Origin of the sequence: Streptomyces sp. NPDC007808 (assembly GCF_042868655.1) — a bacterium.
Taxonomy (GTDB): Bacteria; Actinomycetota; Actinomycetes; order Streptomycetales; family Streptomycetaceae; genus Streptomyces.
The window spans coordinates 784743-798707 of record NZ_JBIAEQ010000003.1 but is presented as its reverse complement, the minus strand read 5'-3'; the positions used below and the strand labels follow the sequence as shown (position 1 = coordinate 798707).

The following is a 13965-nucleotide window of genomic DNA, read 5'->3' as shown; positions in this document are numbered from 1 at the left end:
ACGGGTCACTCCCCGGCGAGCAGCTTGACCGGGTCGAGCGTCTCGTCGCCCTTGCTCCAGTTGCACGGGCACAGCTCGTCCGTCTGGAGGGCGTCCAGGACCCGCAGGACCTCCTTGGGGTTACGGCCGACGGAGCCGGCGGTCACCATGGAGAACTGGATCTCGTTGTTCTGGTCGACGATGAACACGGCGCGCTTGGCGAAGCCGTCCTCGCCCTCGATGCCGAGGTCGCGCATCAGCTCATGCTTGGAGTCGGCCATCATCGGGAACGGCAGGTCCCGCAGGTCGTCGTGGTCCTTGCGCCAGGCGTGGTGGACGAACTCGGAGTCACCGGAGAAACCGAGGACCTGGGCGTCGCGGTCGGCGAACTCCTCGTTCAGCTTGCCGAAGGCGGCGATCTCGGTCGGGCACACGAAGGTGAAGTCCTTGGGCCAGGCGAAAACGATCTTCCACTTGCCCTCGTAGGTCTTGTGGTTGATCGTCTCGAACTCCTTGCCCTTCTCCAGCGAGACGCAGGCGGTCAGTTCGAACTCGGGGAACTTGTCACCGACAGTGAGCACACGCTCTCCTTGCAGCGAAGAAGACACCCGTTCGGACAGGTGTCTCCCATTGGGTTGGACCTTACGGATCCTGGCACAGCGTGCATTGATACGGGAAATAGCTACACTCGGTCGGGTTGATCGGAGGTGCCTATTGATGCCCGTGGGGAAGCGGAGACAGCCCAGTATCGCCCAGTTGCGGGCCTTCACCGCCGTCGCCGAGCACCTCCACTTCCGGGACGCGGCGGCCGCGATCGGCATGAGCCAGCCCGCCCTCTCCGGCGCGGTGTCCACCCTGGAGGAGACCCTCGGGGTCACCCTGCTGGAGCGGACGACACGCAAGGTGCTGCTCTCGCCGGCCGGCGAACGACTGGCCGTACGGGCCAAGGCGGTACTGGCGGAGGTCGGGGCGCTGATGGAGGAGGCGGAGGCCGTCCGGGCTCCGTTCACCGGCGCGCTGCGGCTCGGGGTGATCCCGACGGTGGCGCCGTATCTGCTGCCGACCGTGCTGCGGCTCGTCCACGACCGCTATCCGCACCTCGACCTCCAGGTGCACGAGGAGCAGACCGCCAGCCTCGTCGAAGGGCTCGCCGGCGGCCGCCTGGACCTGCTCCTGCTGGCCGTCCCGCTCGGCGTGCCGGGAGTCGCCGAACTGCCGCTCTTCGACGAGGACTTCGTGCTCGTCACGCCCCTCGGCCACGAGCTGGGAGGCCGCGAGGGCATCCCGCGTGAGGCCCTGAAGGAGCTGAACCTGCTGCTCCTCGACGAGGGGCACTGCCTGCGCGACCAGGCCCTCGACATCTGCCGGGAGGCCGGCCGCGAGGACGCGCCGGTGACCACGACGGCCGCCGGACTGTCGACACTCGTCCAGCTCGTGGCGGGCGGCATGGGCTGCACACTGCTGCCGCGTACCGCTCTGAAACTGGAGACGACCCGCAGCAGCCGGCTGCTCACCGGCTACTTCGCCGACCCCGCCCCGACCCGTCGGGTGGCTCTCGCGATGCGGAGCGGGTCGGCGCGCGGCGCGGAGTACGAGGAACTGGCGGCGGCCCTGCGCGGGGCTCTGCGTCCGTTGCCCGTGCGGGTGGTGGGGGCGGGCGGGTGAGCCTCGCGCAGGGGCGGTGAGCCTCGCGCGGGGACGGGGGCCTACTCCGTACGCAGGCCGTCCGGCCGCATCAGCCGCAGCAGTGGCGGCAGGCTGAGCAGCGTCACCACGAGCACCACCCCGGCGCCCACGCCCGTCATCGACAGCACGCTCGGCCAGTCCACCCGGATCGGCCGGTCCGCCATCCGCAGCAGGACCGCGCCCAGCGTCAGCCCCACCGCCGACGCCAGCAGCAGGCCGAGGGCGATCGGGATGGCCGTCTGCCACAGCACCGACAGGCTCAGCGTGCGGCGCCGGGTGCCGAAGGCGACCAGCGAGGACAGCAGCTTCTTGCGGTCCCGCAGCTGCTCGAGCTGGGAGACCAGCAGGCTCGCGCCGATCAGCGCCATGACACAGGCGGCCCCGACGGACAGGCCGGTGCGGATGGCGGTGTACCGCTCGGACTGCCGGGTCCACTCCCAGGCCATCGGGTACGCCCGCTCGTCGATCTTCGCAGCCGTGTTCCGGGCCAGGTCGGTGACGTCGGGCACGGAATCGTCGAACTGCAGGTAGACCTGCCCGGTCAGGGCCGGGGCCGCCTCGGCGGGCAGTGCCGCGCGGGTGATGAGGAAGCCGCCCCGCTCCCGGCCCTCCGCGTCCTTGAGGGCCGTGGCCTTCTTCAGACCCCGCGGCACGGCCCACGGGATCTCGCTGCGCCTGGTGAGCTCGCCCTCGTAGGTCGGGTCGAGGTACAGCGTGCGGCCCGGCTGCTTGGCGAACGACCGGGTGTCCTCGTCGTACTCGGAGCCCGTCACGTAGAAGACGTCACCTTCCCGGCAGGAGGCGATCTGGGCCACGTCGCGCAGCTCCGCACAGGTGCCGACGGTCACCTCGGAGCCCTTCTCGGGTTCCTTGCGCCGGTCCCCGAGGTACCCCTCCGAGTACGCGTAGACCTTGCGCACACCTTCGGTGTCCCGGAACTTCGCCGCCGCCTGGTCGATCGGTACGTCGGCCGGCAGCCTCACCGACATCTGGATGCGGTTGACGTCGTAGCCGGTGTCCTCGGTGTATTCGCCCTCCACGCCCGCGAACAGCATCTGCAGCGCGATCGCGCCGGCCACGGCCACAGCGACGCCGTTGACCATGCGGGCCGCCGTACCACTGCTCAACTGCAGCCTTCGGACCGCGAGTTGCCAGGCGACACCCCCGGAGTTCAGCCGGGCGACGACCGCCTCGACGATCCAGGGGAGCAAGGTGGTCACGCCGATGAGCAGCAGCAGCACACCACCGATCACCAGGTACTCGTTGAACTCGCCGTTGTCGTTGCCCTGGCCGATCATCGGCCAGAGCATCGCGACGCCGCCGAGCGGCAGCAGCAGCCGCCACCACAGCCGTCGCCGCGAGGGCTTCGCCGTGCGCACCACACCGAGCGGCTCGATGACCACGCCACGCATCGCGAACAGCGTGACCAGTACGGCGGCCGCGGGCACCGCGACGGCGATCAGCAGGGCAAGTCCGGGGGAGGGGTTGAGGTAGCTCGGGAACACGCTGACGTCGAAGACCTCGATGGAGCCGGCGATCTGGCGGCAGGCCAGGAAGAAGCCGGTACCGAAGACCAGTCCCAGTACCGCGCCCACCAGCGCCTCGCCGGCCGCGATCCGCCGGACCATCCGGCCGTCGGAGCCGACCAGCCGCAGCGCCGCCAGCCGCCGGTCGCGCCGCTCGCCGCCGAAGCGCACGGCCGCCGCGATGAAGACGGCGACGGGCATCAGCAGCACCACGAAGACGACGAGGACGATCAGGATCAGGACGGGGTCGACACGTTCCTCGGGCGGGTTCGGGTCGCCGTACCTGTCGATGCGCGCCACCCGGACGCCGTCGATCTGCGAGGCGAGGTCCTTGCCGCCCCGGTAGAAGGTGAGTTCGGCCGGGCCGATCAGTCCGGCCTCCCCGATGGTCCCGACGATCCGGTCCGGCAGCCGCTCCCTCAGCAGCTTGCCGTCGTCCGATTCGAGGAACCGCTTGAGCGCGGGGGAGACGATCATCTCGCCCACCGCCGGGAACTCCTCCACGCCCGGCGGCAGCGGCGCCGCGGGCCCTTCGGGTTCCAGCGCGCGGCCCCGGACGGTCTCGTTGCGGAAGGTCGTGTCGACGTCCCCGACGAGCAGGGTGTCGTCCGCCTTCTTCAGGCCCTGGTCGCTGTAGACGATGTCGGTCCGTGCGTACGACCGCTCGTCGCGTGCGCTCTGCAGGCTCGGGAACGCGGCCGTGAGCAGCAGCAGCGCCACCCCGAGGCCGACTCCCACGGCCGTCAGCAGGGCCCGGATCCATCCCTCGCGTCCGCCGGCGAAGGCGAACCGGACCCCCATGCCCAGATCCCTGGCCCACTGACCGACGTTCATACGACGCGCTCCATGTCCCGGGACTTGCCGTCCCGTACGACGATCTCGCGGTCGGAGTAGGCGGCGACCCGCGCCTCGTGCGTGACCAGCACGACGGCGGCGTTGGTCGAGCGGGCGGCGTCGGTCAGCAGCTCCATGACGCGCTCGCCGTTGAGGGAGTCGAGCGCGCCGGTCGGCTCGTCGGCGAAGAGTACGCGCGGGTTGGTGACCAGCGCGCGGGCGACGGCGACGCGCTGCCCCTGACCGCCGGAGACCTCGCCGGGCCGCTTCTTCCTGAGATCGTCGACCTCCAGACGCTCCATCCAGGTCAGCGCGGCCTTCTCGGCCTCCTTGCGGGAGGTGCCGTTGAGCCGCAGCGGAAGAGCGACGTTCTCGACACACGTCAGCTCGGGTACGAGCTGCCCGAACTGGAAGACGAACCCGAACTCCGAGCGCCTGAGCGCACTGCGCTGGGCGTCGCTCATGGTGGCCAGCTCGCGCCCGTTGTAGGTGATGGACCCGGAGTCGGGCGGCACGATGCCGGCGAGACAGTGCAGCAGGGTCGACTTGCCGGAGCCGGACGGCCCCATGACGGCGACGACCTCGCCGGGGTGGATGGAGAACTCGGCGCCGTCGAGCGCGAGGGTCGGGCCGTACGCCTTGCGCAGCTCTTCGGCCGCGAGCAGGGAACCGGGAGGCGCGGTCACTGGGCGACCACCTCGGCCAGCTTGTCGAGGCGCGCGGCGGTGAGTTCCAGCCAGCGCAGGTCGGCCTCCAGGTGGAAGAGGGCGTGGTCGCAGATCAGCTGATCGGCGAGGTCCCCCTTGCGCTTGCGGTCGGTGAGGATGCGCATCAGGCGCAGGTGCTCGGCACGCTGGGTGTCGAGGATGTCGGCGGCGTTGCGCCGGGTGAGCAGCGCCAGGACGACCTTCGTGTAGAGGGTCGACTGGAGGTACGGCTCGGGCTTCTCGGGCGTCGCGAGCCACTGCTGGACGTCGGTGATCCCGGCGTCGGTGATGGCGTACCGCTTGCGCTCGGGGCCGCCGCCGGGCTCGATCCCGTCGACCTCGACGAGCCCGTTCTTCAGCAGGCGGGACATCGTCGAGTAGACCTGGCCGTAGTGCAGGGGCCGGTCGTGACCGAACTTCTCGTCAAAGGCCCGCTTCAGGTCGTAGCCGTGGCGGGGGCCCGATTCCAGGAGCCCTAGAAGGGTGTGACCGATGGACATGGCCATGACTCTACACGGGGTGTATACGCGGCATGTATACGCCGAGTGTGCAGATCATGGCGGCGCGTACGGCGCTGCTGCGACGGCCCTGGTGGGGGCCGATTGTCACGGTTGTGTCACTGAGGTTCGGGCGGGTTCGCGGGAGGCCGGCCGCGCCGCGGGATCGGCTTGGCCTCGCCCGGCAGCCGCCCCGCCTCGGCGAGGGCGCGGCGCAGCAGGAACTCGATCTGGGCGTTGGCCGACCGCAGTTCGTCGCCGGCCCAGCGGGCCAACGCCTCGTACACCGCCGGGTCCAGCCGCAGCAGCACCTGCTTGCGCTGCTGCGGCCGACGCCGAGGCGCGGAACCCGCGGAGTCCTCGAAGGGGCCGGAGTCAGGCGTCACTGGTAGAGCGTCCCGGTGTTGAGGACCGGCTGCGGGGACCTGTCTCCGCACAGCACCACCATCAGGTTCGACACCATCGCCGCCTTCCGCTCCTCGTCCAGCTCCACGATGTCCTGCTCGGAGATCCGCGCGAGTGCCGCCTCGACCATGCCCACCGCCCCGTCGACGATCTGCCGCCGGGCCGCGACGACCGCACCGGCCTGCTGCCGCTGGAGCATCGCGGAGGCGATCTCGGGAGCGTACGCGAGATGCGTGAAGCGCGACTCGATGATCTGCACCCCGGCCGCCTCCACGCGCGCGTGCAGCTCGGCGGCGAGCTTCTCGGTGATCTCCTCCGCGTTGCCCCGCAGCGACAGGCCCGCCTCGTCATGGGCGTCGTAGGGGTACTCGATGGCGATGTGCCGGACGGCCGCCTCGGTCTGGGTGGAGACGAACTCCAGGAAGTCGTCCACCTCGAACGTGGCCTGCGCGGTGTCCTCGACCCTCCACACCACGACCGCGGCCAGCTCGATCGGATTGCCGTAGGCGTCGTTCACCTTCAGGACGGCCGTCTCGTGGTTGCGCACCCGCGTCGAGATGATCGTGCGCGACGTGAAGGGGTTCACCCAGCGCAGTCCGTCCTCCCGGATCGTCCCCCGGTACCGCCCGAAGAGCTGAACGACCCGCGCCTCGCCCGGCGCGACCATGTTCAGCCCGGACATCGCCAGCAGTGCGGCGACGGCGACCACGATGCCGAGGACGATCAGCGCCGCCTTGCCGCCGGCCCCGGAGACCACCGTGGCCGAGGCGATCAGCCCTGCCCCGGCCAGCAGTCCGAGCAGGCCCAGCAGCAGGGCGAGGCCGCCGCCGATGCTGTGAGCCGTGAACTCCCGTACGCGCGGCGCGGGCATGGCGGGCACATCGGCGGCGATGGGCGACGTGTCGGTGTCGGTCTTGTCGTGTGGCATGGGTGATTTCCCCCCGTTTCTCCAGGAAGCCGGTGCGTACTCCACTAGCTTCGGTCTAGCTAAGTGATATCACTTTACCCCGCGGAAGCAACCCTATGCACTTCTCAGTCGTCGGTTCCGTTGGAACGGGTGCTGATTGTCACGTCCGTAAAAGCCCGGATCACCAGTCCTTTGTCACAACTTCGGGTGTTAGCTTTCTGAGCTGACCTGAGCGACGAACCTGTGTGGCGGGAGCGCACACAAGAGCGAAGCGGAGCGGAACGGACCCATGGGACGAGCGGAAGACAGACGAGCCCGCCAGCGCGGTGGGCGCCGGGCCGCGCCCCGGCGTTCGTCCGGGACGCCGTCGGCCGCCGTGGAGGACTCGGCAACCGTGGTGGGCCCGCCGGCCGCCGAGGGAGGCCGTGCCGCGGCTCGCCGGGCGGCGAGGAACGGCGGCAAGGGCGGCGACGGCAAGGGCCGGATACGCCGCTTGTTCACCTGGAAGAAGATCCTCGGCACGTTCCTCGGTCTGGTCCTGCTCGGCATGGCCGCCTTCATCGTGCTCTACCTGCTGATCCCCATCCCGAAGGGGAACGCCGAGGCCAAGCTCCAGAGCAACGTCTACAAGTACAGCGACGGCTCGGTCCTGGCCCGCAGGGGCGACCTCAACCGCGAGATCGTGGATCTGGCCGAGGTGCCCAAGCCCGTGCAGAAGACCTTCGTCGCCGCCGAGAACAAGACCTTCTTCAAGGACTCCGGCGTCGACTTCAGGGGCACCGCACGCGGTCTGCTCAACACGCTCACCGGCAAGGGCGCGCAGGGCGGTTCGACGATCACCCAGCAGTACGTCAAGAACTACTACCTGTCGCAGGAACAGACCGTCACGCGCAAGATGAAGGAACTGGTCATCTCCCTGAAGCTGGACCGGGAGAAGTCCAAGGACTACATCCTCGCCGGCTACATCAACACCAGTTACTACGGCCGCGGCGCCTACGGCATCCAGGCCGCCGCGCAGGCCTACTACCGCGTCGACGCCAGGAAGCTCAGCGTCGAGCAGGGCGCCTACCTCGCCGCGCTGCTGCAGGCGCCGAACCAGTACGACTGGGCCATCGCCACGGACAAGGGCAAGCGGATGGCCGAGGCCCGCTGGAACTACGTGCTCGACAACATGGTCGAGCAGGGCTGGCTGGACAAGTCCAAGCGCGCGGCCATGGAGTTCGAGGAGCCCAAGCCGGCCAAGGAGGACCCCGGCATGGGGGGCCAGACCGGCTACCTGGTGAGGGCCGCCGACAGCGCGCTGCAGAAGCAACTGGTCTCCCAGGGCGCCGCCGAGGACCTCAAGCAGGCCGAGGCGATGGTCGACCAGGGCGGTTGGACCATCACCCTCAACATCGACAAGAAGAAGCAGGCGGCGCTGGAGAAGGCCGCCCGCACCCAGCTCACCGGCAGGCTGGACCCGACGAAGCGCAAGGTCGACGCGAACGTCCAGGCCGGTGCCGTGTCCGTGAACCCGAAGAACGGCGCGGTCGTCGCGATGTACGGCGGCGAGGACTACCTGAAGCACTACCTCAACAACGCGACCCGGCGGGACTACCAGCCCGCCTCGACGTTCAAGCCGGTGATCCTCGCCGCGGCGCTGGAGGAGAACGCCGAGACCCAGGACGGCCGGCCGATCACCGCCGAGACGATCTACGACGGCACGAGCAAGCGCCCGGTCGTCTCCAACGGCCAGAAGGTCGGGTTCGCCCCGGAGAACGAGGACGACAAGAACTACGGCGACATCACCGTGCAGACGGCGATGAACGCGTCCGTCAACTCCGTCTTCGCGCAGATGGGCGTCGACGTCGGCATGGACGAGGTGATGAAGGTCGCCGGTGAACTCGGCATGGACGTCAAGGGCCAGCAGGCGGTACCCGCGCAGACCCTGGGCTCCATGGGCGCGAGCCCCCTGGAGATGGCCGGCGTCTACGCGACCCTGAACAACCACGGCAAGAAGGTCACCCCGACCCTCATCAAGTCGGTCGAGCACGACTTCCAGAAGGTCACCTTCCCGGAGGCGGTCGGCGACGAGGTCATCAGCCGTGAGTCCGCCGACACGGTCACCTCGGTGCTGACGGGCGTGGTCGACGACGGTACGGCGCGCAGGTCGGTGCGGAACAACCCGCTGCGGGACGGCCAGGAGGTGGCCGGCAAGACGGGTACGTCCGACGACAACAAGTCGGCCTGGTTCACCGGCTACACACCCGACCTGGTCACGTCGGTGGGGCTGTTCGGTGAGGACGCCAAGACGCACGCGCAGACCAAGATGTACGGCGCCGGCGGTGAGGACCGCGTCAACGGCGGTGGCTTCCCGGCGGAGATCTGGGCCGCGTACATGTTCGGCGTGACGAAGGCGGACGCCGAGTTCGACCTGGAGACCGACCAGGGCGCGGCCGTCCAGCCGACCTGGACGCCGACCCCGAGCCAGGAGCCGACGACCGAGGAGCCGACCGAGGAGCCGACGACCGAGGAGCCCACGGAGGAGCCGACGACCCAGGAGCCGACCGAGGAGCCGACGACCGAGGAGCCGACCGAGGAGCCGACGACCCAGGAACCCACGGTGGACCCGACGGACGACGCGGGGACGGACGAACCCACCCTGGACCCGGTCAGACCTGGAGACGGACAGAACGAACGGTAGGCAGGCGCCCCGACCGGGGCGCCGGCCTGTATGCACGTGCAGCTCCGCCGCGGGGGCGTGCCCCACGCGGCGGAGCCGCAGTCGCACGGTCCGCGGTCGCGCCCACCGGCCCTAACCGCGATTCAACTCGAACCAGACCACTTTTCCGGTACTCAACCGCGTGGCCCCCCACCGCCGGGCCAACCGATTGACCAGGTACAGGCCACGACCACCCTCGTCCGTAGCCCGCGCCTGCCGCAGCCGCGGCAGCTGGGGCACGTCGTCCCCCACCTCGCAGCGCAGCACGTCGGTCCGCAGCAGCCGCAACGTGACCGGCCGGGAGGCGTACCGCACCGCGTTGGTCACGACCTCACTGACCAGCAGCTCGACGGAGTCCGTCAGCTCCTCCAGGCCCCACCGGGCCAACGCCCGTCGCGCGAGCCGCCGGGCACGGCTCGGCGCCGCGTCCTCCGGCTCCAGGAACCAGTACGCCACGTCGCTCGGCGCGATGCCGTCGAAGCGGGCGGCGAGCAGCGCGATGTCGTCGTCCCGGTCGCCCGGGCCGAGCATGTCCAGCACCTCGTCGCACAGGGCTTCCAGCGGCGGCGGATGGTCGGGGCCGGTCAGCTGGGCGGTGGCGGCCAGCTTCTCGCGCAGCTGCTCTATGCCGGTCCAGACGTCACGCAGCCGCGACTCGACCAGGCCGTCCGTGTAGAGCAGCAGCGTCGCCCCGGCGGGCGCGTCCAGCTCCACGGCTTCGAAGTCGACGCCCCCGACGCCGATCGGCGCGCCCGCCGGAACCCGCAGGACCTCCGCGCGGCCGCCCAGGTGGAGCAGGACGGGCGGCGGATGCCCGGCGTTGGCGATGGTGATGCGGTGCGAGACCGGGTCGTAGACGGCGTACAGGCACGTCGCCATCCGGTCGGTGCCCAGGCGCTGGGCCTGCTCGTCCAGATGGTGCAGGACCTCATGCGGCGGCAGGTCGAGCCCGGCGAGGGTCTGTGCCGTGGTCCGCAGCTGCCCCATGATCGCGGCCGACGTCATGGAGTGGCCCATCACGTCACCGACGACCAGCGCCACCCGGCTGCCCGGCAGCGGGATCGCGTCGTACCAGTCACCGCCCACCCGGGCCGTCTCGGCGGCCGGCAGATAGCGGGACGCCAGCCGCACACCCGTGGGGCGCGGCAGCGTCTCGGGCAGCATCGTGCGCTGCAACTCGTCCGCGATGTACGCCTCACGGCCGTACAGCACCGCCTTGTCGATGCCGAGGGCGCTGTGGGTGGCGAGCTGGGCGGCGACCAGCAGGTCGTCCGGCTCGAAGGCCAGGCGCTCGGGGCGGCGCAGGAAGACGGCGGCGCCGATGACCCGACGGCGGCCGCGCAGCGGCGCGAGGATCGCGCGCTGACCGTCCGGGATGATCGACTCTCCGCCCTCGCCGAGCAGTTCGGGCAGGGCGGCGCGGGCCGCGGGCGCGTCGGCGAAGACCGGACGCACCCCGCGCAGCACCTCGGCGAGCGCGCCGCCGGGCCGCACCTCGCACAGTTCGGCGGTGACGGCCGACAGGTCGGCCAACTCGGCCGGCTCCGGCTGCGCCTGCGCGGGCAGGAAGCCACCGCCCTCGGTGTCCCGCTCCTCCGGGATACGGTCGGTGCGGCGCAGCCGCAGCACGACGGGGCCGGTGGGCCGCTCGTCGCCGACCGGCAGCGGGTCGCGCAGATAGACGAGGATCGCGTCGGAGAAGGTCGGCACGGTCGCCCGGCACAACCCCATCACGATCTCGTCCAGGTCGATGCCGCGGGCGATCCGGCGGGTGGCCGCACCGACGAAGCGCAACCGGTCGCCGTCCCGCCGCATCGGAGTGGGCCGCCCGGGCGGCACCCCCTGCCCGGTACGCCGCTCGTCGGACGACTGCGACTGCTCGGTGCCCGGCTGGGGCGGGATGGCCTCCGGAACGGGCCGTGGCCGGTGGCCGTCGGTCTCGGCGGCGACGGAGGGCTGCGAGTGCTCGGGGCCGTTGCCGGCGATGACTGGGGGCTCCTTGCTCGGGCCGGGCGGTGCGGTGGTGCCCGGCGTGGAAGGGGTCTCACCGGTGCGCGCCTGCGCGGGTAAGGCGGCGGCTCCCGCGGTGCCGCCACCGGAGGCGTGCGCGGGAGCGGCGGGCGCCGCCGGTGGTGTCGGGGTACGCACGAGCGCCCCGCGGGGCTCCGCGGGGTCGACGCCCGTCTCGGGGCGTTCGAAGGAGATCGGCTGCTCCGTCACGCCTTTCGAATCCATCCGTCCGGGGCTGCGCGCCACGCGTGCAGTTCTTCCCGCCGAAACTCCGATACCCGGAATACGTGCCCCAGGAACGGAATCCCCGCGTGGCCAGAGGCAGTTCCTGTGCCACCGGTGGACCGTCTGCGGTCCGTACCGGCATTGCCCTGGTAACCCTCGCTCACGTCCTGCCGCCCCTCGGTGACGATCGGTCAAGCCCTGCGCGTGCTCCGGCAGTTGTCCCGGTGCGCCCTTGCGGAGGACGATCCTACGTTTGCTGCCCGGGGGCGCATCAAGGGTCTCATGAGGACATGTGCGCGGGTGTGCGATCCCAGTCCTCAGGCAAAGAAGGTACAGCCCAGGAGGGATCCGGGCGCCAGTGCGGCCAGCCGTCCGAGAACGGCGGCCCCCAGGCGCGGATCACCTCCACCGCGCCACGCCCGGCCTCACGCACCTGGTCGGCGAGCCGCTCGTCCATCAGTCCGTCCCGCTGGGCCTGCGCGAACTCGTCCTCGTCCCGCCAGTGCCAACTGCGGTCCGGGTGCACGGAGATGTCCAGGAAGTGGTCCTCGGAGTCCACGCCGCCCGCCCAACGGACCAGCGGCCGCTCCAGGTTCACGTACCAGTTCTTGAACTGCCACCCGGGCTCCCAGAACAGCCACACCGACCACGGCTCACCGGGGCGCGCCAGCTTCAGCACCCCGGTCCCGAACCACCGGTCCCGCTGGACGGTACGCGGCCGGGTGTACCGCGTCTCAAGCGGCTCCACGTGTACGGGCGTTCCGTCGGCCAGGACCGGCTTGACGCACTCCGTGCCCGGGGCCAGCCACACGGCGAGGATCTCCTCGTCGTCCCGGACGACGGTGACGGGACGCGCGATGTGGAAGCCCTGGCCGCCGTTCTCCCGGTACCGCCACAGGATCTGCGTCCCGGGCGCCCAGAAGTCCGTCGACCCGCCCGCTGCCACGTCCGTCGTCACCGCTCCACCCTCTGCCATGTACAGATATTAGGTGCCACAGGCATACGACGCTGTGGCACCGGTCCCGGTTCACGCCGTGGTGCACAGGGTTTACGGCCGCGTCATCCGCAGGACGTCGAGGGCCTCGTCCAGTTGCCCGATCGTGAGGTCGCCGCGCTCCACGTACCCGCCCTCCAGCACCACTTGGCGGATGGTCTTGCGGTCGGCGAGCGCCTTCTTGGCGACCTTCGCGGCCTCCTCGTACCCGATGTACTTGTTGAGCGGCGTGACCACGGAGGGTGAGGACTCCGCGTACTCCCGGGCGCGTTCGCGGTGCGCGACGATGCCGTCCACGGTCCGGTCGGCCAGCAGCCGGGAGGCGTTCGCGAGCAGCCGGATCGACTCCAGGACGTTCTTCGCGATGACCGGCAGCATCACGTTCAGCTCGAAGTTGCCCGCGGCGCCGGCCGTCGCGACCGTGGCGTCGTTGCCGACGACCTGCGCGGCGACCATCAGGACCGCCTCCGGAACGACCGGATTGACCTTGCCGGGCATGATCGAGGACCCGGGCTGGAGGTCGGGCAGGGAGATCTCGGCGAGCCCGGTGCGCGGCCCGGACGACATCCACCGAAGATCATTGGCGATCTTGGTCAGTCCCACCGCGATCGTCCGCAGCTGACCGCTGGTCTCGACGATGCCGTCCCGGGCGCCCTGCGCCTCGAAGTGGTCCCGCGCCTCGGTGAGCGGCAGCCCCGTGGCCCGGGCCACCTCCTCGATGACGGCGGCGGAGAAGCCGGGGGGCGTATTGATGCCGGTGCCCACGGCCGTGCCGCCGAGGGGGAGTTCGGCGAGCCGGGGGAGGGAGGCGTGCAGCCGCTCGACGCCGTACCGGACCTGGGCGGCGTATCCGCCGAACTCCTGCCCCAGCGTGACCGGCGTCGCGTCCATGAGGTGGGTCCGCCCCGACTTCACCACGTCGGCGAACTCCGCGGCCTTGCGCTCCAGGGACGCGGCGAGGTGCTCCAGGGCCGGCACGAGGTCACGGGTGACGGCGGCGGTGGCGGCGATGTGGATGGAGGACGGGAAGACGTCGTTGGAGGACTGGGAGGCGTTGACGTGGTCGTTGGGGTGGACGTCCCGGCCGAGCCGCTCGGTCGCGAGGGTGGCGATGACCTCGTTGGTGTTCATGTTGGACGAGGTGCCGGACCCGGTCTGGAACACGTCGACGGGGAAGTGCTCGTCCCACCGCCCCTCGGCGACCTCGCCGGCCGCCTCCTGGATCGCCTCGGCGACGTCCTTGTCGAGCACCCCCAGCCGCGCGTTCACCTTGGCCGCGGCCCCCTTGATCCGCGCGAGGGCCTCGATGTGGGCCCGCTCGATGCGCTGACCGGAGACGGGGAAGTTCTCGACGGCCCGCTGAGTCTGCGCCCGCCACTTGGCGTGCGCCGGGACGCGGACCTCGCCCATGGAGTCGTGCTCGATTCGGTAGTCGCTCATGGCGGGTACAGCGTCGCGGACGGCCGGGATGTTCCGTGGCCTGCGCTGAACGGG

Annotated in this window: 11 protein-coding genes; 2 read left to right on the top strand and 9 right to left on the bottom strand. The window is 70.7% G+C overall.

Annotated elements, in window-relative coordinates; genetic code table 11:
* Positions 1 to 5: 5 nt before the first annotated feature.
* The gene (locus tag ACFYNL_RS15280) at positions 6 to 560 is read right to left on the bottom strand and encodes a redoxin domain-containing protein (protein WP_019754129.1); all 555 of its coding nucleotides are present in this window, start codon (positions 558 to 560) and stop codon (positions 6 to 8) included.
* A 136-nt stretch (positions 561 to 696) separates the two neighbouring features.
* Between ACFYNL_RS15280 and ACFYNL_RS15275 the strand changes: the two genes are divergently transcribed.
* Positions 697 to 1644: a LysR substrate-binding domain-containing protein gene (locus ACFYNL_RS15275; protein WP_388802410.1), complete on the top strand. Its 948-nt coding sequence runs from the start codon at positions 697 to 699 to the stop codon at positions 1642 to 1644.
* A gap of 41 nt (positions 1645 to 1685) precedes the next feature.
* On the opposite strand, the gene ACFYNL_RS15270 is transcribed toward ACFYNL_RS15275, so the two are convergent.
* The 5 genes from ACFYNL_RS15270 to ACFYNL_RS15250 all read right to left on the bottom strand — a co-directional run bounded on the left by ACFYNL_RS15270 (position 1686) and on the right by ACFYNL_RS15250 (position 6562).
* On the bottom strand, positions 1686 to 4025 hold the full coding sequence (locus ACFYNL_RS15270) for an ABC transporter permease (protein WP_388802407.1): 2340 nt from the start codon (positions 4023 to 4025) through the stop codon (positions 1686 to 1688).
* A complete protein-coding gene (locus tag ACFYNL_RS15265; protein ID WP_388802404.1) occupies positions 4022 to 4711 on the bottom strand; it encodes an ABC transporter ATP-binding protein in 690 nt (229 codons plus the stop codon). The genes ACFYNL_RS15270 and ACFYNL_RS15265 overlap by 4 nt, the downstream gene beginning before the upstream one ends.
* Positions 4708 to 5232 (bottom strand): PadR family transcriptional regulator, encoded by a 525-nt coding sequence (locus ACFYNL_RS15260; protein ID WP_388802401.1) that lies wholly within the window; start codon positions 5230 to 5232, stop codon positions 4708 to 4710. Before ACFYNL_RS15260 ends, ACFYNL_RS15265 begins: the two co-directional genes overlap by 4 nt.
* A 116-nt stretch (positions 5233 to 5348) precedes the next feature.
* Positions 5349 to 5615, bottom strand: coding sequence for a hypothetical protein (locus ACFYNL_RS15255; protein ID WP_388802398.1), 267 nt, complete (start codon positions 5613 to 5615; stop codon positions 5349 to 5351).
* A complete protein-coding gene (locus ACFYNL_RS15250; RefSeq protein WP_388802395.1) occupies positions 5612 to 6562 on the bottom strand; it encodes an SPFH domain-containing protein in 951 nt (316 codons plus the stop codon). The genes ACFYNL_RS15255 and ACFYNL_RS15250 overlap by 4 nt, the downstream gene beginning before the upstream one ends.
* A gap of 268 nt (positions 6563 to 6830) precedes the next feature.
* On the opposite strand from ACFYNL_RS15250, the gene ACFYNL_RS15245 reads away from it, so the two are divergent.
* Positions 6831 to 9224: a transglycosylase domain-containing protein gene (locus ACFYNL_RS15245; protein WP_388802392.1), complete on the top strand. Its 2394-nt coding sequence runs from the start codon at positions 6831 to 6833 to the stop codon at positions 9222 to 9224.
* A gap of 111 nt (positions 9225 to 9335) precedes the next feature.
* Here ACFYNL_RS15245 and ACFYNL_RS15240 read toward each other — a convergent pair whose 3' ends face one another.
* The 3 genes from ACFYNL_RS15240 to ACFYNL_RS15230 all read right to left on the bottom strand — a co-directional run bounded on the left by ACFYNL_RS15240 (position 9336) and on the right by ACFYNL_RS15230 (position 13911).
* Positions 9336 to 11477, bottom strand: coding sequence for a SpoIIE family protein phosphatase (locus ACFYNL_RS15240; protein WP_388802389.1), 2142 nt, complete (start codon positions 11475 to 11477; stop codon positions 9336 to 9338).
* Positions 11478 to 11757: 280 nt separating this feature from the next.
* Complete coding sequence (locus ACFYNL_RS15235; protein WP_388802386.1) at positions 11758 to 12453, bottom strand: DUF402 domain-containing protein; 696 nt, start codon at positions 12451 to 12453, stop codon at positions 11758 to 11760.
* A gap of 72 nt (positions 12454 to 12525) precedes the next feature.
* A complete protein-coding gene (locus ACFYNL_RS15230; RefSeq protein ID WP_388802384.1) occupies positions 12526 to 13911 on the bottom strand; it encodes a class II fumarate hydratase in 1386 nt (461 codons plus the stop codon).
* Between the last annotated feature and the right edge of the window lie 54 nt (positions 13912 to 13965).